Source organism: Methylomonas sp. LL1 (assembly GCF_015711015.1).
Taxonomy (GTDB): Bacteria; Pseudomonadota; Gammaproteobacteria; order Methylococcales; family Methylomonadaceae; genus Methylomonas.
In genome coordinates this window covers 3,422,302-3,443,338 of sequence record NZ_CP064653.1, presented here as the reverse complement: position 1 = coordinate 3,443,338, position 21,037 = coordinate 3,422,302, and the positions used below count along the sequence as shown (strand labels likewise).

Below are 21,037 nucleotides of genomic sequence, written 5' to 3'. Positions count from 1 at the left end.
CAGTTTAATTATAAGGGGAAAGAATATGATTGGCGGTATTGTGATGGTTTTGACGGTGATCTGGGTTTACCAATCATTGATGAGAGCAAAAAAAAGCAACGTTTTGATGTGGGTTGCGGGTAGTGCTATCGTTTTTCTAGTGATCCAGGTGTTGTTCTACAATGTAAACATCATGCTCGTGGATGCGATGGACGGTAAGGATGTCGGCGGCGAATATGATCGCGAATTAACCAGCGTCGGCGACCGTAAAACTCAGGAAGGCGCGGGCGGATGGTTTATGCCTGTTGTCTTTGAACTATTGCCCCCAATCGCGGGTTTCTTGGCGGTGGCAGTGATTCGCACTCTGTTCATCCTGAAAGAGGCTTTGACACCGGCCAATCTGTTTAGTGGCGTCAAAGAGATGTTCGAAAGCATCAAAAACAGCTTCAAAACATCCAGTAATTAAGGTTTGTTGCCGGCAAAAAAGCCCAAGCAGACTTGGGCTTTTTTGTGGCTGAACAATACTAATTTAGCCTGTCACCAGCGATACGATTGAGATGATCGCAAAAATGAATAGCACTGTCCCAATAAGTCCAACGATGATATAAGCTGGCAGCGAGCCATGCTTGAAATCCACTTCTCGATTTTTGTTGCTCTGTACGCCGATAGCGGCGGCAAGAACACTTTTTACTACGTGCAGCAGACTGGGCTTGGTCATGATTTCCCTTATCCAATGGTTCAAAATTAAGCGCGGCAAGCCGGTGCCGCAGTTCGATTAACACCCGATTATTCGCCGATGAACAGCATACAACGATTAAACCAGCAATTAAAACAACGAATTTTATATCTGGATGGCGCCATGGGCACCATGATACAGAGCTACAAGCTGGGCGAAAAGGATTATCGGGGCGAACGCTTCGTCGATTGGCCGGTCGATCTGAAAGGCAACAACGACCTGCTGTCGCTGACTCAGCCCGACATCATCAAGGCCATACACCGCGCCTATCTGGATGCCGGCGCGGACATCATCGAGACCAATACCTTCAACTCCACCCGCGTGGCGATGGCCGACTACCGGATGGAGGAACTAGCCTATGAAATCAACGTCGCCTCGGCCCGAGTCGCCAAACAGGCGGCCGAAGAAGTCAGCGAGTTGACACCGGACAAACCACGTTTCGTCGCCGGCGTATTGGGACCAACCAACCGCACCTCGTCGATGTCGCCCGACGTCAACGATCCCGGCTTCCGCAATATCACCTTCGACGACTTGGTCGAAGCCTACAGCGAAGCCACCCAGGGTCTGATAGACGGCGGCGCCGACATTATTCTGATCGAAACGGTGTTCGACACCTTGAATGCCAAGGCGGCGATATTCGCGGTCGAAAAGACTTTCGACAAACTCGGTTACAAATTGCCGGTAATGATCTCCGGCACCATTACCGACGCCTCCGGCCGTACGCTGTCAGGACAAACCGCCGCCGCGTTCTGGTATTCCTTGAAACACGTGCAACCGATTTCGATCGGTTTCAACTGTGCGCTGGGCGCCCAGGAGCTGCGCCAGTACATCGAAGAACTGTCCAACATCGCCGACACCTACGTCTCCGCCCACCCCAACGCCGGCCTGCCTAACGAATTCGGCGAATACGACGAAACCCCGGAACAAATGGCCGCAGAGTTGGCCGATTGGGCCGCCAGCGGTTATTTGAACATTATCGGCGGCTGCTGCGGTACCTCGCCGGATACCATCCGCGCCATTGTCGGCGCCGTTAGTAAATATCCGCCGAGACAGATCCCGGAACTGGAAAAACGCTGTCATCTGGCCGGATTGGAACCGATGAGCATCGGTCCGGATACCTTGTTCGTCAACGTCGGTGAACGTACCAACGTCACCGGCTCGGCGGTGTTCAAAAAAATGATTGTCGAAGAGCGCTACGAAGAAGCGCTGGACGTTGCCAAACAGCAGGTCGAAAACGGCGCGCAGATCATCGACATCAACATGGACGAGGGCATGCTGGATTCGAAAGCGGCGATGGTGCGATTTCTGAATCTGCTCGCCGCCGAGCCGGATATCGCCAAGGTGCCGATCATGCTGGACTCTTCAAAGTGGGAGATTCTGGAAGCCGGCCTGAAATGCATCCAGGGCAAGGGTGTCGTCAACTCGATTTCCATCAAGGAAGGCGAGGAAGCGTTTATTAAGCACGCCAAGCTGGTGCGCCGCTATGGCGCCGCAGTGATCGTGATGGCGTTTGATGAGCAAGGCCAAGCCGACACCATGGCCCGTAAGGTGGAAATCTGCAGCCGCGCCTATAAAATTTTGACCGAGCAAGTCGGCTTTCCGCCGGAAGACATCATCTTCGACCCGAACATTTTTGCGGTCGCCACCGGCATCGAAGAACATAACAACTACGGCGTCGACTTCATCGAAGCCACCCGCATCATCAAGCAGACCTTGCCGCATGCCTTGATTTCCGGCGGCGTTTCCAACGTCTCGTTCTCGTTCCGCGGCAACAACCCGGTGCGCGAAGCCATCCACGCGGTGTTTTTGTATCACGCGGTGCAAGCCGGCATGGACATGGGTATCGTCAACGCCGGCCAGTTGGCGATTTACGCCGATATTCCGCAGGAATTGCGTAACGCCGTCGAAGACGTAATCCTGAACCGCACCCCGGAAGGTACCGAAAAACTGCTGGAAATTGCCGAAAAATATCGCGGCAGCGGCCAGGCCGCCAAGGTGGAAACCCTGGAGTGGCGCGAATGGCCCGTTACTAAACGCTTGGAACATGCGCTGGTAAAAGGCATCGCCGATTACATCGAAGAGGACACCGAACAGGCGCGACTGGAAGCCGAAAAACCGCTACACGTCATCGAAGGCCCGTTAATGGACGGCATGAACGTGGTCGGCGATCTATTCGGCGAGGGCAAGATGTTCCTGCCGCAGGTGGTGAAATCGGCCAGGGTGATGAAAAAAGCCGTGGCCTATCTGATGCCGTTCATGGACGCGGAAGTCGATGGCAGCGAACGCCAAACCAACGGCAAGGTGTTGATGGCCACCGTGAAGGGCGACGTCCACGACATCGGCAAAAACATCGTCGCCGTGGTGCTGCAATGCAACAACTACGAAGTCATTGATTTGGGTGTGATGGTGCCGGCCGAGACGATTTTGAAAACCGCGCGCGATGAAAAAGTCGATGTGATAGGTCTAAGCGGCCTGATCACTCCGTCGCTGGACGAAATGGTGCATGTCGCCAAGGAAATGCAGCGGCAAGGCTTCACGATTCCGTTGATAATCGGCGGCGCCACAACTTCGCGCGCGCATACCGCCGTCAAGATCGAACCCAATTATCAGGCAGCGCCGACGGTTTATGTCACCGATGCCTCGCGCGGCGTCGGCGTGGTCAGCGCCCTGCTCAGCGACGACTTGAAAGCCGATTTCGTCGAGAAAACCCGTGCCGAATATGAACAGGTGCGCGAACGTCATAAAGGCCGCCACGCCAAGAATCCGCAGCACGACCTGGAAGCAGCGCGAAGAAATAAATTCAATTACGCCGACCACCAGCCGGTTAAACCAAAATTCCTCGGTACCAAAGTCATAGCCAATTTTCCGTTGGAGACGCTGGTGCGTTACATCGACTGGACCCCGTTCTTCCAGACTTGGGAATTGTCCGGTAGCTATCCGGCGATTCTCAGCGACCACATAGTCGGCACTGAAGCGACCAAGTTGTTCGAAGATGCGCAGACCATGTTGCAACAGCTGGTTCGCGAAAACTGGCTAACCGCCAAGGCTGTGATCGGTTTCTTTCCGGCCAATAGCGACGGCGACGACATCGTGCTGTATACCGACGACAGTCGCAGCCAGCAACGTGAGGTGTTACACCATTTACGTCAGCAAAACGTCAAGGCGCCGGGCCGGGCCAATTACTGTCTGTCCGACTTTATCGCGCCAGTCGGCAGCGGCATCGCCGATTATCTGGGAGGTTTTGCGGTCACCTCCGGTATCGGTATCGAAACCAAACTGGCCGAATTCGAAAAAGACCACGACGATTATAGTTCGATCATGCTGAAAGCCTTGGCGGACCGTTTAGCCGAAGCGTTCGCCGAATACATGCATCAGGCGGTGCGCCGCGATTATTGGGGCTACGCCGAAGACGAGGACCACGACAACCACGCCTTGATCGAGGAAGCCTATCAGGGCATCCGTCCCGCGCCCGGTTATCCCGCCTGCCCGGACCACACCGAAAAAGCCAAGTTGTTTGAGCTATTGAACGTGACCGAATCCACAACCATCGAGTTGACCGAGAATTTTGCCATGTATCCCACCGCAGCAGTCAGTGGCTGGTATTTCTCGCATCCGGCGTCGCAGTATTTCAACGTTGGTAAGATAGATCAAGACCAGTTGCAGGATTACGCCAAACGTAAAGGTTTGAATATCGAAGTGGCGGAACGCTGGTTGGCGGCGCATTTACACCATTGAGACCGGTAAAGAGTATGCAGTTACGCCTCGAACATTTTGTGGAACGCTTGATGTATGCCAGCCGCTGGATCATGGCGCCGGTTTTTCTGGGCATGAGCCTGATTTTGCTGGTATTGGCCGTTAAATTTTTCCAGGAATTGTACCACTTCGTGCCGCATATTCTGGAAGTCGACGACGGCCAGATCATTTTGAAATTGTTGACATTCATCGATTTGACCCTGGTCGGCAGTTTGACCTTGATCGTGATGTTCAGCGGTTACGAGAATTTCGTCTCGCGGCTGGACATCGGCAGCGAAGCCGAAAAGCTGGATTGGCTGGGTACCCACGATTACGGCTCGCTGAAACTGAAAGTCGCCACTTCCATCGTCGCCATTTCGTCGATCAGGTTATTGAAAGTTTTCATGGAAGTGGAAAATACCGCAAACGAAAAAATGCTGTGGTACGTCATCATCCATCTGACTTTGGTGCTTTCCGCATTCATCATGGGTTATCTGGACAAAATTTCCAAACACTGATGACCATTTTCCTGTTGTTTGGCACCGATGGCTGCCATTTGTGCGAGGACGCCGAGCAATTGCTGTTGCGGGCTGGTTTGAGTTTTGACAAGCAAGACATCATGGCCGACGAACAATGGCAGCAGCGCTATGCGATTCGCATACCGGTGTTGCTGCACCTGCCGAGCGGGTCGGAACTGGGCTGGCCATTCGACGCCGAGCGGGTTCGGGATTTCTTGGTGCAAATCGGGGTTGAATCCGGGAGCGAAATATCGCGCTAGTTTGCCGACAGGCTTCAGGATCGTTAGGCCGCGGTACGAATGCAGTTGCGGCCCTGGTTTTTGGCGACATACAAGGCTTGATCGGCGCGCTCCAGCAACGGCTGAATGTCGGTGTCGTCCGCCCGCAGGGCGATGCCGATACTGACGGTAAAGCCTACATCCGCAACCCGGATCTCCAATATCCTGGCTTTCAGGCGTTCGGCAACGTTGATGGCTTCGTCCAGTAAGGTTTCCGGCAACAAAATAAAAAATTCCTCGCCGCCAAAGCGGGCGAAAATATCGGCGGGACGCAGCGCTTTTTTAGCGGTCTCGGTCAGCGCGACCAATATTTTATCGCCGGTAACATGTCCATATTGATCGTTTATCGATTTGAAATGATCGATATCGATGGCAATAACCGACAGCGGTCGCTGATGCCGAATGGCGCGTTCGAGTTCCTCGCCGGCATGGGTCAGGAAATAGCGGCGGTTATAAGCCCCGGTCAACGGATCGGTTGCGGCCAAGCCTTCAAGCTTCTGATTGGCCTGCTTAAGCTCCCAGGTGCGTTGTTCGATGCGCTGTTCCAGATCGCGATTAATCGCCGCAAGTTCATCCCTGGCGCTACGCAAGGCGGTTTCGGTTTCCATGATGTCGGTAATATCATGCTGAATGCCGATGAAGTGGCTGACCTGGCCGCTTTCGTCGCACACCGGATCGATGATGATATTGTTCCAGAAAATCGAGCCGTCTTTTCGGCGGTTTCTCAATAAGGCGCGCACCTGCCGCCGATCGGCAATAGCTTGCCTGACTTTGTCGAGCACGGCCGGTTCGAATCCGGCCTGCAAAAAACGCGGATTCCTGCCCTTGACTTCGTCACCTTGATAACCGGTGATAGCTTCGAAACCGCTGTTGACATAAATAATCGGGTTATCCTTTGTTCTGGCGTCGGCGATCAAAATGCCTTCATTGACGGCTTCTATCGCGCGTCCAAGAATTCTGAGCTGCTGATTTTGTAATTGCAGTTCCTGTAGTAGCGCGGCCAATGCCAGAGATGACAAAGCCAAGGCGGCAATGTATTCCTGCAGCCTGAGTACATTGTCGGCCTCTTGCATCGAAACGAATGGACCAAGGTGCTTGATGGTGCAATAAATGCTGATGGCGGCAATCAGCAGATTGATCGAAGCCGCCCCGCGCATGCCGAAACGCCCGGCGGCCCAAATCGTCATTGGCAGCAATAGCATGGGGCTGACCGGAAACTGGTTGGTCAAATACTCGGATTGAGAAAATATCCATAAGCCCACCGCAATAGTCGTAATTACCAACAGCGCGGCTTCGGGCAGGCGCTGGGCCGTAGGTACGGGTTTATCATCGCTTTGAGACTGCAACCAGCTCAGCAATACCGGCGTAATAATCAGCAGCCCCAATCCGTCGCCAAACCACCAGATGCGCCAGTTAGCCCAATAGGACACTTCGCCGCCGGCCGTTGTGGTATAAACGCCGGCGCCCAGTAGTGCCGCCGAGCCGCTGGCCAAGACTAGGGCAAAAAAACCGAATAAAGCGACGTGCCGCAGACGATCCAGTTTGACCGGCAGGCCGATGGTTTGTTTCAGCAAAACAGCGGTCAGAACGGCTTCCAGAATATTGACTGATGCAAACATTAATGCCTGTTTGATGCTGAAGGTTGGCCAGTCGGCCAAAATTTCAGCGGGAATAATGGCGCATGCAAAGGCGGGCCAGTGCCGTGGTGGCGACAGTAATAATGCCGCCAGCAAAATGGCATTCGGCGGCCACAAAATGGCGATACCTTCCGACATAATCGAAGCCTTAACGCCGAGTACCGCGCCAAGATAATAGCCGATGCCGGCCAGGATGGGCGCAAGGTAGACCGCATGCGCCGTCGGGTAAGCGAGCAAGGCGTTGGAAATGTTCCGGATTAGGGGAAGCGAGGGCATAGAGTTAAAAATAATCCTTTAACAGCCAAACATGCTGGGACGGAAGCAATATCAAGTCCGAAGCTAATTGTACGCTGTTGCCGACAAAAAGGAATTTTAGACGATAACCATGCGGGATTCGGACGGGAGTAATTCTGTTTTGATGCTAGGGGCTGTCTTGAATGCCGGGTAAATCGCTCATCGTCGGTTGGTTTCGATTCAGTCAGGAAACGCTTACATGGAATGCCATAAGTCCTCGATATGCGGAGATTTGACAAGTCAAAACGCTACTGATTGGCATGGGATTAGTCTTAGTGATAGCTAGCGTGATAAATTTCCCAAATCAGTGATCACCCCGTTTGGAATTTACTATGACTACCATCCGCCAAGACGATTTCATCCAAAGCATCGCCGATGCCTTGCAATACATTTCCTATTACCATCCCAAGGATTTCATCGAGGCCTTGTATGCAGCCTATCAAAAGGAACAAAGCCCGGCAGCCATGGATGCGATGGCGCAAATTCTGATCAACTCACGCATGTGCGCTGAAGGCCGGCGGCCGATTTGTCAGGATACCGGTATCGTCACGGTGTTCTTGAAGATCGGCATGGACGTGCGCTGGGATGCGAAGTTGGGCGTCGGCGACATGGTCAATGAAGGCGTGCGCCGGGCTTATCTCAATCCCGACAATGTACTGCGCGCCTCCATCCTCTCCGATCCGGCCGGCAAGCGTATCAATACCAAGGACAACACCCCGGCGGTAATCCATATGGAAGTGGTGGCGGGCGACAAGGTGGAAGTGGAACTGGCCGCCAAGGGCGGCGGCTCGGAAGCCAAAGCCAAGTTTGTGATGTTGAATCCTTCCGACAGCATCGTCGACTGGGTGATGAAAACGGTGCCAACCATGGGAGCAGGCTGGTGTCCGCCCGGCATCCTCGGCATCGGCATCGGCGGTACCGCTGAGAAAGCCATGATATTGGCTAAGCAGGCCTGCATGGGTTCCATAGACATTCAAGATTTGATCGCCCGTGGGCCGGGCAATGCGTTGGAAGAATTGCGCTTGGAATTGTACGACAAGGTCAACGCGCTGGGCATAGGCGCGCAAGGTCTGGGTGGATTGACGACGGTGCTGGACGTGAAAATCCTGGATTACCCGACCCATGCCGCCAACAAGCCGGTAGCGATTATCCCCAACTGCGCCGCTACCCGCCATGCGCATTTCGTGCTGGACGGCTCCGGCCCGGCGCTGTTGACGCCGCCGAAACTGGAGGATTGGCCGCTCATCACCCAAGCGGCCGGCAACGCCCGCCGGGTCAATATAGACACTCTCACCAAGCAGGACGTCGCCGACTGGAAACCTGGCGAAACCCTGTTGCTCAGCGGCAGCTTGCTGACCGGGCGCGACGCTGCCCATAAGCGCATCGTCGATTTGTTAGCAAAAGGCGAGCCCTTGCCGGACGGTGTCGATTTTACAGACAAATTTATCTACTATGTCGGCCCGGTCGATCCGGTGCGCGATGAAGTGGTTGGCCCGGCCGGCCCCACCACCGCGACCCGTATGGATGGTTTTACCGATACCGTATTGGAAAAGACCGGCCTGCTGGGCATGATAGGCAAGGCAGAACGCGGCCCGGTGGCGGTCGCCGCGATCCAGAAACATCGGGCGGTTTATTTAATCGCGATTGGCGGCGCGGCTTATCTGGTGTCCAAAGCCATCCGCCGCGCCCGCGTCGTTGCCTTCCCTGAACTGGGCATGGAGGCGATTCACGAATTCGTCGTCGAGGACATGCCGGTTACCGTGGCGGTGGATAGCCGGGGCGAATCGATACACAACACCGCCCCCAAGCACTGGCAGGCCAGGATCGGTAAAATTCCGGTGCGGGTGGAATAAATTTGGTTTGAAATAATTTCTCTAAATTGATTGTAGATACTCTGTTCCAAGTCAACAAAATTCCATCACTTTTTCACTCAGCGATGATGGGTGTCGGAATGACATAAAACCGTGTGTTATCGAACGGCTGGTCGTGCTTTAGCATGCCATGGATCGCATGCAGTAATTTACGCATCACTGCGCAGACGGCCTGTAAAGGTTTCTTGCCGTTGTCGACCAAGTGCTGGAAATAAGCGCTGACATGGGGATCATGCTGTTTGGCGCTCAAGGCCGGCATATACAATGCCGAGCGAATATGCCGGTTACCCGCCTTGGACAGCCGCATTTTCTTATGTACGCTTTTGCCGGATTCAAAGGCTTTGGGATCGAGCCCGGCAAACTTGACCCATTCGCGATGCGACAGGTTGGGTGGCAATAACAGCAGTTCGCCCATCAAAGCAATGGCGCTGGTTTGGGCAATGCCTTTGATGCCGGTCAGCAACTCAAAAACACGCTTGAGTTCCGGGTGCTGGTTGATCAAGGTCATCGCTTCGGCGGCCAAGGTATCGATGCGTTTTTCCAATTGACTGATCGCCAGCTTGGCATCGCGCAGCAACGCCTTTGGAGTTTCCTGAGTCGCACTCAGTGCATGCAGATGGTTTTTCGCGGCAGCTTTCTGACCGGTCAGCGCATCAATGCGGCGGGCAAACCCGCGCAAAGCCAGGGTCTGATTCGATGGCCGGGTCCAGGCGACAAAGTCCATGCGCTCGACGTATTCGGCCAGGGTATTGGCATCAACGGCATCGGTTTTGCTGTTTCTCATCAACACCTTGGCGAAGTTATGCGAGGCCTTGGGATTGACGACCATCACGGGAATACCGGCGTCATGCAACGCAATTGCCAGGTCGAAATGGTAAATGCCGGTGGCTTCCAGGCAGACTTTGATGCCCGGCAGCTTGATCAGCTTGTTGACCAAGCGGGCACGGTCAGAGCGGGTATTGGCATATTTTTGTGGATCGAACGACTTGCCGTTCTTGCGGATCACCAGCACCAATTCATCGGCTCCGACATCCACGCCGGCAAACAGGCGGTGGATAGATTCAGCGATGGCATTGATTGGGAGGTTCGTCATAATCGTTTTTTAATTCAGTTAAAGGTTAAGTACACTATTCACCGGTTCCCGACCCTGCGCATGCACCTACCTTCCTTGTGTATGCAGGCTCTAAGCCTCGGATACTCCACGGTATGGGTGAATAGGGCGGGGGCCAATCTACAGCACAGGCTCTGGTATTTACCAGTCCTCAGGGGCGAACGGCCTCCCAATGAACGATGACAGCTTAATCGGTTCTTCTAGGCTATCGGTTGTTAAAATTCATCATACAAGGGGCGATTTTAATCGCCCATGGCGAATGAATTCGCCCCAACAGGACATTCGATTATTGGGAATTTAATTTTTGAAGGAATCCCGAGTAGGCGTTGCCGGGTTCAGCGTAGGGGGCAAGTAAAAGAGGTGATCAAACGCTTATGTTGGGCCTGTATCAAAGCGTAATGTCGGTGTTCCAGCCGGAAACGGATTGATTGAGCGAGGCTGATTTTCTTTGCGCGGTGATATCGGAAATCGTCAAACCCATGCGTCTGCGGTCTTGTCGGCGCCTGTCATTTGCTAGTTGATAACGGCCGGTTCGGCGGTCGTTATCCCGATGCCTGAAGTGGTACTCGGAAATATTGATGGGCTTACCGTTGAGGGCTTTTCGGTTCAGCAGCTTAATCACGCGCTTGCCGGCAATGGCCGGCTCAATACTAACCAGCGCGTTGCACTCGGATTTATGGGTTTCGGTTTCCTTCACTATCTGAACAGTGATATTTTCCAATTTGCCTGATTTTGCAAATAAGCCGCCTTTCAAGGCCGGGGTAATGAAACACTCAATGTCGGGAACCAGGGTAGAAGGGCTAATTCTCTTCAAAATTAGGATCATCTTGTTTACCTTTCTGGGTTGAGAGTTTGTTGAATCCGATATAACCAATGGCTAGCTTAGCTAAAATTTCGGGATGAATGCAACTGAAAAATAACACTAAAACTCAGTTGTAAGCGCGTTGGAGTATAGCGATCGGCCGGATGCAGGACGAATGATAAAACTGATCCGTCCCGCCGAAACCGGCTGATGGGGTTCATTCAGACAAACGTTTCGCGATACGGTGATAAGACTCTTTTAGTTCTTCGCCGATGATTTTAGCTTTGGCGATATATTCCTCCGATGTTTCGATCGAATCGTCGGCGATTTCGGAGGCTTTGGTTTTGATTTGTTGCCATTGTTTTTCGGCTTCTTCGAATTCCTCCTTGGCGTCCATGCCGGCGAGATGCAGTTTTAACCGCAGTTCTTCGCGTTCGGTATTCAGTTTGCTGAGTAAGTTTTCAAAATCGGTTTGTAATGACATGTTCCACCTCTTGGGTTGATTGAGAGCCGATGACGACAATAGACTATTGCCCGCCGATTAAGTTTAGTCCTTTATCCGGTAAGGGGTAGTTTTAATCGGCGGAACCTATTTTCTTGGCTGCCGCTAGAAAAAACGCTACTTGATTATCGGTAGTGGCAATAATTTAAAACACTGAAACTTTTACTATCATCAAAATGAATAGGCAACTGCCTCCTTGCGAGGCTAACCATTTTTATCGGGATCATGTGGCTTTGTTGCTGGACAGCTATCGGCGCTTATTAAACCGGCAGCTGCTGGACAGCGTTGACAGCCATGATTTGGAACGGCAGGTGTTTAGCGCGAATTTTGCGTTGTTGTCACATAATACCGATCCGGATCCTTTATTTAATTACGCCAATCAGACGGCGCTGGATTTGTTTGAATTGAGCTGGGAAGAGTTTTTCGGTATGCCGTCACGTTTGTCAGTCGAGCCGGTCAATCAGCAAGCACGCGAACGCATCATGGCGACAGTCTCGGCTAACGGCTTTGTCGATGATTACTCAGGCGTTCGCATATCAAAGACCGGCAAGCGTTTTCGGATACAGGACGCGGTGATCTGGAATGTCCATGATCAACAAGGCGTCTATCACGGCCAGGCCGCTTGGTTCAAAAACTGGGAGTGGTTGAGCTAAAGGCTCAACCCGTTTCGGTTTCCTTGTCGTCGTCGGAAGACATATCGGAAATTTCCTTCAAACGCGCCACGGCTTTGAAGTTGATGCTGTTTTCCGGATATTGGCCCTCGGCATTCATGCCGCCGGCTTCCTGGCCCATCAGCAGGCTCAGGGTTTCGTCGACATTCGAGACGGTATAAATCGCGAACAAACCCTGTTCGACCGCGGCTATCACGTCCTGTTTCAGCATCAGATTGGGTTTGTTCGATGCCGGGATGATAACGGCTTGCCGGCCGGTTAGGCCGCGAGCCGCGCATAAACTGAAAAAGCCTTCGATTTTTTCGTTGACGCCGCCGATGGCTTGGACTTCGCCGTATTGGTTGATCGAGCCGGTTAGTGCGATGCCCTGTTGAATCGGAATCCGGGTCAGGGCCGAGATCAAACAGCATAATTCGGCCAGCGACGCGCTGTCGCCGTCGATATGGCCGTAGGATTGTTCCATCGCGATACTAGCGGAAATTGCCAACGGGAATTGCTGGGCGTAACAATGGCCCAGATAACCGCTCAAGATCATCACTCCCTTGGAATGTATGGGCTGGCCCAGTTCCACTTCGCGCTCAATATCGACGATGCCGCGCGAACCCGGGTGCACGGTGGTGGTAATGCGGGCTGGCGCGCCGAAGCTGCTGCCGCCGATGTCCATCACGGTCAGGCCGTTGACCTTGCCGATGGCTTCGCCGTCGGTGTCGATCAGGATGGTGCCTTCCAGCATTTCTTCCAGAATCGCTTCGGCGATGCGGCCGTTGCGTTGTTCGCGGGCCGACAGAGCCAGTTCGATTTCGTTCTTGCCGATGCTGGCGGCGTGGGTTTGATCGGCCAGCAAATTGGCTTCGGCGATGATTTCCAGGCACAGATTGACGTGCGCGGATAAACGGTTCTGATGTTCCGCCAGCCGGCAGCTGTGTTCGATCAAGCGTAACAGCGCGGCGTCGGTCAGCGGTTTGGCGCCGGCGTCCTTGGCCTGGGTGATCATCAGCCGGGTAAATTCGGCGACATTATCGGGCGTGCGCCTGATGTGATCGTCAAAATCGGCCAGCACCCGAAACATCTCGTTAAACTCGCTATCCATCTCTTCCAGCAGATAGTAAATGTCACGCGAGCCGACCAGGATCACCTTGACGTTGAGCGGTATCACCTCGGGCTTCAGGGTGATGGTGTTGATGCCCAGCTCCGAATAGGGCGATTCGATTTCGATTTTGCCGGTTTGCAAGGCCCGTTTCAGACCTTCCCAGACGAAGGGATAGGTCAGGATTTTTTCGGCATCCAGGATCAGGTAGCCGCCATTGGCCCGGTGTAGCGAGCCGGGGCAGATACGGCGGTAATTGGTGACTAGCGTGCCTTGGTCGCTGACGTATTCGATGCGGCCGAACAGGTTTTGATAAATCGGGTGCGGTTCGTAAATCACCGGCGCACCGCTGCCGTCATGCTTGCAATCCACTAGGATGTTGGGCAGGTATTGTTCGGTCAGCATCAAGCGCTTGGCGATGCTTTCCCGGCTTTCCTGGTTGCGGCTGGGCATCAGAAAATCGCTGATGGTGTTGCTTAGGTTTTTCTCGACTTCCGCCAAATAGGTGATTACATCATCGACGTTTTGGTACTTATCGTTCAGCTCGGTGAACAAAGGTTCCAAGGCCTGTTTGATGGTTTCATTGTCCAACAGGCGCAATTCCTCGACCAGGGTGCGACGCCATTGCGGCAATTCCAACAGCACATCGCCCAAATATTCTTCCAGTTCCTCGGTATGTTGGTGAAACGCGTCGCGGTCGGCTTGCGGCAGCAAGGTAAATTGTTCTTCATCCAGCGCCTTGTCGTTGCGAATCGGCAGAAAGGTTATGGTTTCGCTGTCGCGGTAAAGCGCCACGCTCATGGCGCGGGCCTTGCAATCGACTAGATCGATAGCGGCGTTGTAGCGCTGATTGAAGCGGCGTTCGATCGCGGTTTTTTTTTGTTGGTAGCTGGGGCTTTCGAACGCGGCCGGAAAAGTGGCCAAAATGTTATCGATCAGTTTTTCGATGTCCTTGCTGAAGGCGTGGCCCTCGCCGGAAGGTAATTCGATAGCCACCGGCTCGCGCGGATTTTCGAAGTTGTCGACATAGGCATAGGACAGCGGTGATTCTTGCTGTTCGGCATAGGTAGCCAAGTAATGGCTGACCATCGATAAACGGCCGGTGCCGGGTTCGCCCATCACGAAAATATTGTAGCCTGGCGCTTTCATCGCTACGCCGAAGGTTAGCGCCGATTGTGCCCTGGATTGGCCAACGATGCTGGTTTGCCGGCGCGAGCTGTTGGACGGTGCCAATGCCGGCAAATCGATAGCCAGTTTCAGCGCCGATGGCGCTAGTTTTAAATGTTCCAGCATGTGAGGCTTATTTTTTGTCCGGCATTTTAAGTAGATGCCGCATGCGTTCTACTTTGGTTTTCAGGTAGCCGAGGTTGTCGTGGTGGATGTGGGTTTCGATGGGAATGCGGTCGTTGACCTGGATGCCCAGTTTGGTCAGTTCGTCGATTTTTTGCGGGTTGTTGGTAATCAGTGCAATCGAATGCAGCCGCAGGCTATTTAGAATCAGCGCGGCGATGTCGTATTCGCGTTCGTCGGCCAAGTGTCCCAATTTGATATTGGCATCGACGGTATCGAGTCCTTGATCCTGCAGGTTGTAAGCCTGTAATTTTTTCAGTAAGCCGATGCCTCGGCCTTCCTGGCGCAAATAAATCAACACGCCGTGGCCAGTCTGGTTGATGATGTCCAGCGCCATATCCAGTTGCGCGCCGCAATCGCAGCGGCGCGAACCCAGTACGTCGCCGGTGAAGCATTCGGAATGGATGCGCACCGGGACGTTATCCTTGCCGGCTACATCGCCCTTGACGAAAGCCACGTGTTCTTTGTTGTCGAGGCTGTTGCTGTAATAGTGCAGGATAAATTCGCCGTGTTTGGTGGGAATCCGGGTTTGAACTTTGTCTTCTATCGTTGCTTTCACTGAATTTGAAATCCTCAATCGGCGGCATTAAGCGCTAAAGCGCTAGAGCCTTTCTCGATCATTTCGCCCGAAACGATTGAGAAAGGCCCCAGGCCCGAGTGTTTGGCTTTGCGTTGATATTTGCGTTTGTCGGCAAAAACCTGGGCTTTGTTGAAGCGATGGGCAAATTTTGCCACCGGGTTTTTAAGGGCTAAGTCATCCAAGCCCTTGGCTTTGTTTTGTTTTCTCATGCTTTTTTCTCCATAAGCTATTAAAATAGCAATTTAATTTTAACCGTTTATTTGAACATAGATTGCCTGTGAAATTCCAGAAAGACTTTGATGTGATCGTGGTGGGCGGTGGTCACGCCGGAACCGAGGCGGCCTTGGCTGCCGCGCGCGCCGGGGTTCGGACCTTGTTGTTGACCCAAAACATCGAAACATTAGGTCAAATGAGCTGCAATCCGGCCATCGGCGGTATCGGCAAGGGGCATCTGGTCAAGGAAGTTGATGCATTGGGCGGCATCATGGCGCGGGCCATCGATAAAGGCGGGATTCAGTTCCGGATTTTGAATGCCAGCAAAGGCCCGGCGGTGCGGGCGACGCGAGCGCAGGCCGACCGCATGCTTTACAAACAGGCCGTGCGCACGGCGTTGGAAAACCAGCCTAATCTGGCGCTGTTTCAGCAAACCGTGTCCGATTTGCTGGTCGAGGGCGAGCGGGTGGTGGGTGTTAAAACCCAGATGGGCCTGGAGTTTAATGCCAGAGCGGTGGTATTGACCGCCGGTACCTTTTTGGCCGGACGCATACATATCGGCCTGGAAAATTACAGCGGCGGCCGCGCCGGCGATGCGGCGTCGATTGCGCTGGCTGAACGCTTGCGCGAGTTGCCGTTCCGCGTCGGCCGCTTGAAAACCGGCACGCCGGCGCGCATCGACGGCAGAACCATAGACTACGGCAAATTGCAAGAGCAGCACGGCGACACGCCGCTGCCGGTGTTTTCGTTCATGGGCTGCCGCGACCAGCACCCCCGTCAAATCTGCTGCCATATCACCCGCACCAACAGCGAAACCCACGACATCATCCGCTCGGGGCTGGACCGGTCGCCGATGTATTCCGGCATCATCGAAGGCGTTGGCCCGCGCTATTGCCCGTCGATCGAGGACAAGGTGGTGCGTTTCGCCGATAGGGATTCGCATCAGATTTTCGTCGAACCGGAAGGCCTGAATACCAACGAAGTGTATCCGAATGGTATTTCGACCAGTCTGCCGTTTGATATTCAATATCGCTTCATCCGCACCATGCTGGGTTTCGAAAACGCCGAAATCATTCGGCCCGGTTACGCGATCGAATATGATTTCTTCGATCCGCGCGACCTGAAAACCTCGCTGGAAACCAAACACATGAACGGCTTGTTCTTCGCCGGCCAGATCAACGGCACTACCGGCTACGAAGAAGCCGCCGCGCAAGGTTTGATCGCGGGCTTGAATGCCGCCAGGCTGACGCAAGGGCTGGAAAGTTGGTGTCCCGGCCGCGAGGAAGCTTATATTGGCGTGATGATCGACGATCTGATCACGCGTGGCACCTCAGAGCCGTACCGGATGTTCACCAGCCGCGCCGAATACCGCTTGCAGTTGCGCGAGGATAACGCCGACCTACGACTGACTGAAAAAGGCCGGGAGTTGGGTTTGGTCGGCGACGAACGCTGGCGGCGCTTCGAGGAAAAACGCGAAGCGATTGCCAATCTACAAGGCAAACTGGCCAAGAAATGGATCAGGGCGGAAAGCGACGAAGCCGCGTTGGCCGAGCAGTTATGGGGCAAGAAGCTGCTGAAGGAAGCCAGTCTGATGGAAATGCTCAGGCGTCCGGAAGTGGATGTCGACAATCTGCTGCAATTTAGCGACGAAAGCGAAGTGGACGAACAAGTCGCCGAGCAGGTGGCGATTCAGGCCAAATATGCCGGTTACATCGACCGCCAGCAAACCGAAATCAACCGTTCGTTGCGTTACGAGCATTTGAAACTGCCGGATAATGTTGATTACAGTTTGGTGTCCGGCTTGTCGAACGAAGTCAGCGAAAAATTGAAAAAGCAACGTCCGGAAACCCTCGGTCAAGCCTCTCGGATACCTGGCATCACACCGGCGGCGATTTCGTTGTTGTTGGTGCATCTGAAAAAGAAAAGCGCTTGATGGATAATTGTCGGGATAAACTGCATCACGGTCTTTCCACACTGGCTTTGCCGGTAACTGAGCCGCAAATCGAAACTTTGCTGAATTTCATCAAACTGATCGCAAAATGGAACAAGGCCTATAATCTGACCGCCGTGCGCGATCCGTTGGAAATGGTTAGCCTGCATTTGCTGGATAGTCTGGCCATTTTGCCGCACGTCAAGGCGCCAAATGTCGCGGATATAGGTACCGGTGCCGGTTTGCCGGGTATTCCGTTGGCAATTTGCCAGCCGGATTGCCATTTCACCTTGGTCGATTCCAACTCCAAGAAAACTCGTTTCGTGCAACAGGCGGTGTTGGAGTTGCGGTTGAAAAATGTGGATGTGGTGCATAGTCGAGTGGAATTAATCAAGCCGCAACAATTGTTTTCTACCGTAATTTGCCGCGCTTTTGCCGGCATGAGCGACATAGTCAAGCTGACCGGACATTTATTGGCCGAGGATGGTTTGTTACTGGCCATGAAAGGTCAAATTCCCGAGCAGGAATTGGCGGAATTAGGCTCGGATTACAGCGTAATCCCACTTGAAGTGCCCGGCATCGCCGCCGAGCGCTGTCTGATATGTATGGAGAAAGGCAAGCATGGCTAAGATTATCGCGATAACCAATCAAAAGGGTGGTGTGGGTAAAACCACCACCAGCGTTAATCTGGCGGCGGCCTTTGCCGCGACCAAGCGCAAAGTGTTGTTGGTGGATTTGGACCCGCAAGGCAATGCGGCGATGGGCTGCGGCGTCAATAAGGATGAAATCGAATATTCCAGTTGTGAATTATTGCTGGAAGAGGTGCCGGTCTCGGAAATCATTATCAAAAATAAATCATTGGGTTTTGATCTGATTCCCGGCAACGCCGATCTGACCGCCGCCGAAGTTCAGTTGATGACGGCTCAACACCGCGAACGGCGCTTGGCCGATGCCTTATTACCCATCAAGGAAAATTACGATTACATCCTGATAGATTGCCCACCGTCGCTGAATATGCTGACCCTGAACGCCATGGTGGCGGCCAATAGCGTGTTGATCCCGATGCAGTGTGAATATTATTCTCTGGAAGGGCTGTCGTCGTTGATGTCGACTTTGCGCAATATTCGCGACACCGTCAATCCGGGCTTGGTGTTGGAAGGTATTTTGCGGACCATGGTCGATAACCGTAGCCGCCTAGGCAAGGATGTGTCGGATCAGCTGATCGAATATTTCGGCGATAAGGTGTTCAGGACCACGATCCCCAGAAATATCCGGTTGGCCGAGGCGCCCAGCCACGGTGTGCCGGTGATGGCTTACGACAAGGCTTCCCGTGGCGCGGTGGCCTATATAGCATTGGCCGGCGAAATGATCAGAAAAGAAAAAGCAGCGAAAAAATGATGCATAAGAAGCGCGGTTTAGGGCGGGGGTTGAGTGAGTTGCTGGGCGATGTAGCCGCCGCTCCGGCCCAGGAAAAGCCTAGGGATGTACAAACCCTGCCAATCGAGTTCATGCAGCGCGGTAAATATCAGCCGCGCCGAGATATGGATCCGGAAAAGCTGAAGGAATTATCGGATTCGATTTCCGCGCAGGGCATTATTCAGCCTATCATCGTACGTAAAGTCGCCGCCGACAAATACGAAATCATTGCCGGCGAACGTCGCTGGCGCGCCGCGCAACTGGCCGAACTACAGGAAGTGCCGGTCCTGATCAAGGACATAGACGACAGGTCGGTGATGGCGATTGCCTTGATCGAAAACATTCAGCGCGAAGACTTGAATGCGTTGGAAGAAGCCGAAGCCCTGCACCGTTTGCAGGATGAGTTCGAATTGACTCATCAACAAATTGCCCAAGCCGTCGGCAAATCCCGTACTACCGTGACCAATCTATTAAGGTTGTTGGAACTGGCGCCCGAGGTCAAAACCATGCTCGGCAAAGGTTTGCTGGAAATGGGGCATGCGAGGGCGCTGTTGGGTTTGGACGAGGACAAGCAGATCGAAATCGCCAACAAGGCGGTCAAGCAGGGTTTGACGGTGCGTGCCGTAGAAAAATTGGTGCGCGAGCAGCACGAAGAAAAGCCGGTCGCGGCGAAAAAGCTTGACCCCGATACCTTGCGATTGCAACGAGAGTTGAGCGAGCGGACCGGGGCCAAAGTCGAGATCAATCACCAAAGTGGCGGCAAGGGTAAATTGATTTTCAGTTATACCAGTCTGGAAGAACTGGAAGGCATCATTAACAAGATCAATTGAGGCAAGCCTTGGTCATGGCGCAAAAACAACAAAATTAGCAAGGTTGTAGTTGGGCTGGCTAATTTTGTTGGATGTGCTACAAAACCTTATAAATACAAATGAAATAAAATCAATGCTTTATGGGTTGGCATGTAAATTGTCTGTATATTGGGGCACTGAAGCTAGATTTGACGACAACTTACTGATTCGAGGGCGATAGAAAGGCCGGCCAAGCTGATTCGGATTGAACGATTTTGTTCCGCCGAGAGCTCAAAAAACCTGCTTCCTTGCTTTAAATCAGTGGGCTGGATATAATCGCCGCGCTTAACAGTCGAGAGGATTAAAATGGCAGTTGGAAATCAGTTTTCTACTGTCGGTAAAGTTTTGTACGCGCAAATCCTGATGGCCGTAGCAGTGGTAGCGGGGTTTTTGATGATCGGAGGCTGGGATTATGCGATGTCTCCACTCATGGGAAGCGGTGTAGCGTTACTGCCCAATCTTTATTTTGCGTATAAAGTTTATCTTGCCAGAAATCAACCAGCGCAAGGTATTGTCAATGCATTTTATGCGGGTGAGGCAGGTAAGCTAATACTGACCGCGGCCTTGTTTACGATTGTTTTACAGATTCCCTCTGTTGATTTTATAAGGCTGCTGATAGGTTATGTGGCAGTGCTGTCGGTTTTTTGGTTCGCGCTTTATTATTGGCGCGATTAGTATTATTGCGAGGCAAAATGGCTAGTGAAGGTGGCTCAACAGGTTATATTGTCCATCACTTGACACCATTATCGGTGGGTGAGGGATTTTGGACATTGCATCTGGACACCCTGTTTTTTTCGATGGGATTGGGCGGATTGTTTATCTGGTTTTTTAAATCGGTTGCGGAACGGGCGACATCCGGCGTGCCGGGCATGGCGCAGAATTTCGCCGAAATGATCGTCGAATTCGTCGATACCCAGGTAAAAGACAGTTTTCACGGACGAAGCGAATTGATCGCGCCATTGGCGTTGACCATATTCTGCTGGGTATTCCTGTGGAACGCGATGGATATGTTGCCGGTGGATTTGTTGCCGATGATAGGCAGCTTGATGGGCATGGAATATATGCGCGTGGTACCGAGTACCGATTTGAACGGCACCTTTGCCTTGTCTATCAGTGTATTTATCTTGATTTTCTTTTACAGCATCAAGGTAAAGGGGCTTTGGGGTTTCGCCAAGGAGATGACCTGCACGCCTTTCGGTCCTAAAATGATGCCGTTCAATCTGTTGCTGAAAACGGTCGAAGAGCTGGCTAAGCCTATCTCTCTTGGCTTGCGGTTATTCGGCAACCTGTATGCCGGTGAGCTGGTATTCATTTTGATCGCGTTGTTGCCCCCTATCGTCCAGCCATTGCTGGGTTTCCCCTGGGCGGTATTTCACATCTTGATCATTACCCTGCAGGCTTTCATTTTCATGGTGTTGACCATCGTTTATCTGAGTCTGGCTCACGAAGATCACTAACAGTTTTATTTTTAATTTCATATAC

Annotated in this window: 20 protein-coding genes; 12 read left to right on the top strand and 8 right to left on the bottom strand. The window is 53.0% G+C overall.

The window, feature by feature from the left end; translation table 11 throughout:
- Positions 1-25 precede the first annotated feature (25 nt).
- Positions 26-445 (top strand): hypothetical protein, encoded by a 420-nt coding sequence (locus IVG45_RS16065; protein WP_196434809.1) that lies wholly within the window; start codon positions 26-28, stop codon positions 443-445.
- A 63-nt stretch (positions 446-508) separates the two neighbouring features.
- Here the strand turns inward: IVG45_RS16065 and IVG45_RS16060 are convergent, their stop codons facing one another.
- Positions 509-697, bottom strand: coding sequence for a DUF2970 domain-containing protein (locus tag IVG45_RS16060; RefSeq protein WP_196434808.1), 189 nt, complete (start codon positions 695-697; stop codon positions 509-511).
- A 78-nt stretch (positions 698-775) separates the two neighbouring features.
- Here IVG45_RS16060 and metH point away from each other — a divergent pair, with 78 nt between their 5' ends.
- Genes metH through IVG45_RS16045 form a run of 3 tightly spaced genes read left to right on the top strand, consistent with a single transcriptional unit; the run spans position 776 to position 5,225 of the window.
- On the top strand, positions 776-4,450 hold the full coding sequence (gene metH, locus IVG45_RS16055; RefSeq protein WP_196434807.1) for a methionine synthase: 3,675 nt from the start codon (positions 776-778) through the stop codon (positions 4,448-4,450).
- A 14-nt stretch (positions 4,451-4,464) separates the two neighbouring features.
- Positions 4,465-4,965: a TIGR00645 family protein gene (locus IVG45_RS16050; RefSeq protein WP_196434806.1), complete on the top strand. Its 501-nt coding sequence runs from the start codon at positions 4,465-4,467 to the stop codon at positions 4,963-4,965.
- The gene (locus IVG45_RS16045) at positions 4,965-5,225 is read left to right on the top strand and encodes a glutaredoxin family protein (RefSeq protein ID WP_196434805.1); all 261 of its coding nucleotides are present in this window, start codon (positions 4,965-4,967) and stop codon (positions 5,223-5,225) included. The genes IVG45_RS16050 and IVG45_RS16045 overlap by 1 nt, the downstream gene beginning before the upstream one ends.
- 23 nt (positions 5,226-5,248) lie before the next feature.
- Here IVG45_RS16045 and IVG45_RS16040 read toward each other — a convergent pair whose 3' ends face one another.
- The gene (locus IVG45_RS16040) at positions 5,249-7,156 is read right to left on the bottom strand and encodes a sensor domain-containing diguanylate cyclase (protein ID WP_196434804.1); all 1,908 of its coding nucleotides are present in this window, start codon (positions 7,154-7,156) and stop codon (positions 5,249-5,251) included.
- A gap of 350 nt (positions 7,157-7,506) precedes the next feature.
- On the opposite strand from IVG45_RS16040, the gene IVG45_RS16035 reads away from it, so the two are divergent.
- Positions 7,507-9,027, top strand: a complete 1,521-nt coding sequence (locus IVG45_RS16035; protein WP_196434803.1) for a fumarate hydratase — start codon at positions 7,507-7,509, stop codon at positions 9,025-9,027.
- Between the two features lie 73 nt (positions 9,028-9,100).
- On the opposite strand, the gene IVG45_RS16030 is transcribed toward IVG45_RS16035, so the two are convergent.
- From IVG45_RS16030 to IVG45_RS16020, 3 genes are all read right to left on the bottom strand, one after another.
- Complete coding sequence (locus IVG45_RS16030; RefSeq protein WP_196434802.1) at positions 9,101-10,138, bottom strand: IS110 family transposase; 1,038 nt, start codon at positions 10,136-10,138, stop codon at positions 9,101-9,103.
- Between the two features lie 406 nt (positions 10,139-10,544).
- Positions 10,545-10,970 carry a hypothetical protein gene (locus tag IVG45_RS16025; protein ID WP_196434801.1) on the bottom strand — a complete coding sequence of 142 codons (426 nt, stop codon included), beginning with the start codon at positions 10,968-10,970 and terminating at the stop codon, positions 10,545-10,547.
- A gap of 205 nt (positions 10,971-11,175) precedes the next feature.
- The gene (locus IVG45_RS16020) at positions 11,176-11,442 is read right to left on the bottom strand and encodes a hypothetical protein (protein ID WP_196434800.1); all 267 of its coding nucleotides are present in this window, start codon (positions 11,440-11,442) and stop codon (positions 11,176-11,178) included.
- Positions 11,443-11,636: 194 nt separating this feature from the next.
- On the opposite strand from IVG45_RS16020, the gene IVG45_RS16015 reads away from it, so the two are divergent.
- Positions 11,637-12,113, top strand: a complete 477-nt coding sequence (locus tag IVG45_RS16015) for an MEKHLA domain-containing protein (protein WP_196434799.1) — start codon at positions 11,637-11,639, stop codon at positions 12,111-12,113.
- Positions 12,114-12,117: 4 nt separating this feature from the next.
- On the opposite strand, the gene IVG45_RS16010 is transcribed toward IVG45_RS16015, so the two are convergent.
- The 3 genes from IVG45_RS16010 to IVG45_RS16000 are packed head-to-tail and all read right to left on the bottom strand — an operon-like array spanning position 12,118 to position 15,357.
- Complete coding sequence (locus tag IVG45_RS16010) at positions 12,118-14,511, bottom strand: Lon protease family protein (RefSeq protein WP_196434798.1); 2,394 nt, start codon at positions 14,509-14,511, stop codon at positions 12,118-12,120.
- 7 nt (positions 14,512-14,518) lie between these two features.
- Positions 14,519-15,127: a GTP cyclohydrolase II gene (gene ribA / locus IVG45_RS16005; protein WP_196434797.1), complete on the bottom strand. Its 609-nt coding sequence runs from the start codon at positions 15,125-15,127 to the stop codon at positions 14,519-14,521.
- A 14-nt stretch (positions 15,128-15,141) separates the two neighbouring features.
- The gene (locus tag IVG45_RS16000; RefSeq protein ID WP_196434796.1) at positions 15,142-15,357 is read right to left on the bottom strand and encodes a DUF7230 family protein; all 216 of its coding nucleotides are present in this window, start codon (positions 15,355-15,357) and stop codon (positions 15,142-15,144) included.
- A gap of 68 nt (positions 15,358-15,425) precedes the next feature.
- Between IVG45_RS16000 and mnmG the strand changes: the two genes are divergently transcribed.
- From mnmG to atpB, 6 genes are all read left to right on the top strand, one after another.
- Positions 15,426-17,294: a tRNA uridine-5-carboxymethylaminomethyl(34) synthesis enzyme MnmG gene (mnmG, locus tag IVG45_RS15995; RefSeq protein WP_196434795.1), complete on the top strand. Its 1,869-nt coding sequence runs from the start codon at positions 15,426-15,428 to the stop codon at positions 17,292-17,294.
- Positions 17,294-17,920 (top strand): 16S rRNA (guanine(527)-N(7))-methyltransferase RsmG, encoded by a 627-nt coding sequence (gene rsmG / locus IVG45_RS15990; RefSeq protein WP_196434794.1) that lies wholly within the window; start codon positions 17,294-17,296, stop codon positions 17,918-17,920. The genes mnmG and rsmG overlap by 1 nt, the downstream gene beginning before the upstream one ends.
- Positions 17,913-18,689: a ParA family protein gene (locus IVG45_RS15985; RefSeq protein WP_196434793.1), complete on the top strand. Its 777-nt coding sequence runs from the start codon at positions 17,913-17,915 to the stop codon at positions 18,687-18,689. The genes rsmG and IVG45_RS15985 overlap by 8 nt, the downstream gene beginning before the upstream one ends.
- Entirely contained in the window at positions 18,686-19,537 is an 852-nt protein-coding gene (locus IVG45_RS15980; RefSeq protein ID WP_196434792.1) for a ParB/RepB/Spo0J family partition protein, read from the top strand. The genes IVG45_RS15985 and IVG45_RS15980 overlap by 4 nt, the downstream gene beginning before the upstream one ends.
- Before the next feature lie 324 nt (positions 19,538-19,861).
- Positions 19,862-20,230, top strand: a complete 369-nt coding sequence (locus IVG45_RS15975; protein ID WP_196434791.1) for an ATP synthase subunit I — start codon at positions 19,862-19,864, stop codon at positions 20,228-20,230.
- A 17-nt stretch (positions 20,231-20,247) separates the two neighbouring features.
- A complete protein-coding gene (gene atpB / locus IVG45_RS15970) occupies positions 20,248-21,012 on the top strand; it encodes a F0F1 ATP synthase subunit A (protein WP_196434790.1) in 765 nt (254 codons plus the stop codon).
- The last annotated feature ends 25 nt before the right edge of the window (positions 21,013-21,037 follow it).

Coding starts and splice junctions, on each gene's coding strand:
- metH (WP_196434807.1), top strand. CDS start 776: ATGAACAGCATACAACGATTAAACCAGCAATTAAAACAACGAATTTTA.
- IVG45_RS16010 (WP_196434798.1), bottom strand. CDS start 14,511: ATGCTGGAACATTTAAAACTAGCGCCATCGGCGCTGAAACTGGCTATC.
- atpB (WP_196434790.1), top strand. CDS start 20,248: ATGGCTAGTGAAGGTGGCTCAACAGGTTATATTGTCCATCACTTGACA.
- IVG45_RS16040 (WP_196434804.1), bottom strand. CDS start 7,156: ATGCCCTCGCTTCCCCTAATCCGGAACATTTCCAACGCCTTGCTCGCT.
- IVG45_RS16020 (WP_196434800.1), bottom strand. CDS start 11,442: ATGTCATTACAAACCGATTTTGAAAACTTACTCAGCAAACTGAATACC.
- IVG45_RS15985 (WP_196434793.1), top strand. CDS start 17,913: ATGGCTAAGATTATCGCGATAACCAATCAAAAGGGTGGTGTGGGTAAA.
- IVG45_RS15980 (WP_196434792.1), top strand. CDS start 18,686: ATGATGCATAAGAAGCGCGGTTTAGGGCGGGGGTTGAGTGAGTTGCTG.
- IVG45_RS16065 (WP_196434809.1), top strand. CDS start 26: ATGATTGGCGGTATTGTGATGGTTTTGACGGTGATCTGGGTTTACCAA.
- IVG45_RS16015 (WP_196434799.1), top strand. CDS start 11,637: ATGAATAGGCAACTGCCTCCTTGCGAGGCTAACCATTTTTATCGGGAT.
- IVG45_RS16030 (WP_196434802.1), bottom strand. CDS start 10,138: ATGACGAACCTCCCAATCAATGCCATCGCTGAATCTATCCACCGCCTG.
- IVG45_RS15975 (WP_196434791.1), top strand. CDS start 19,862: ATGGCAGTTGGAAATCAGTTTTCTACTGTCGGTAAAGTTTTGTACGCG.
- rsmG (WP_196434794.1), top strand. CDS start 17,294: ATGGATAATTGTCGGGATAAACTGCATCACGGTCTTTCCACACTGGCT.
- IVG45_RS16035 (WP_196434803.1), top strand. CDS start 7,507: ATGACTACCATCCGCCAAGACGATTTCATCCAAAGCATCGCCGATGCC.
- IVG45_RS16050 (WP_196434806.1), top strand. CDS start 4,465: ATGCAGTTACGCCTCGAACATTTTGTGGAACGCTTGATGTATGCCAGC.
- IVG45_RS16000 (WP_196434796.1), bottom strand. CDS start 15,357: ATGAGAAAACAAAACAAAGCCAAGGGCTTGGATGACTTAGCCCTTAAA.
- IVG45_RS16060 (WP_196434808.1), bottom strand. CDS start 697: ATGACCAAGCCCAGTCTGCTGCACGTAGTAAAAAGTGTTCTTGCCGCC.
- IVG45_RS16045 (WP_196434805.1), top strand. CDS start 4,965: ATGACCATTTTCCTGTTGTTTGGCACCGATGGCTGCCATTTGTGCGAG.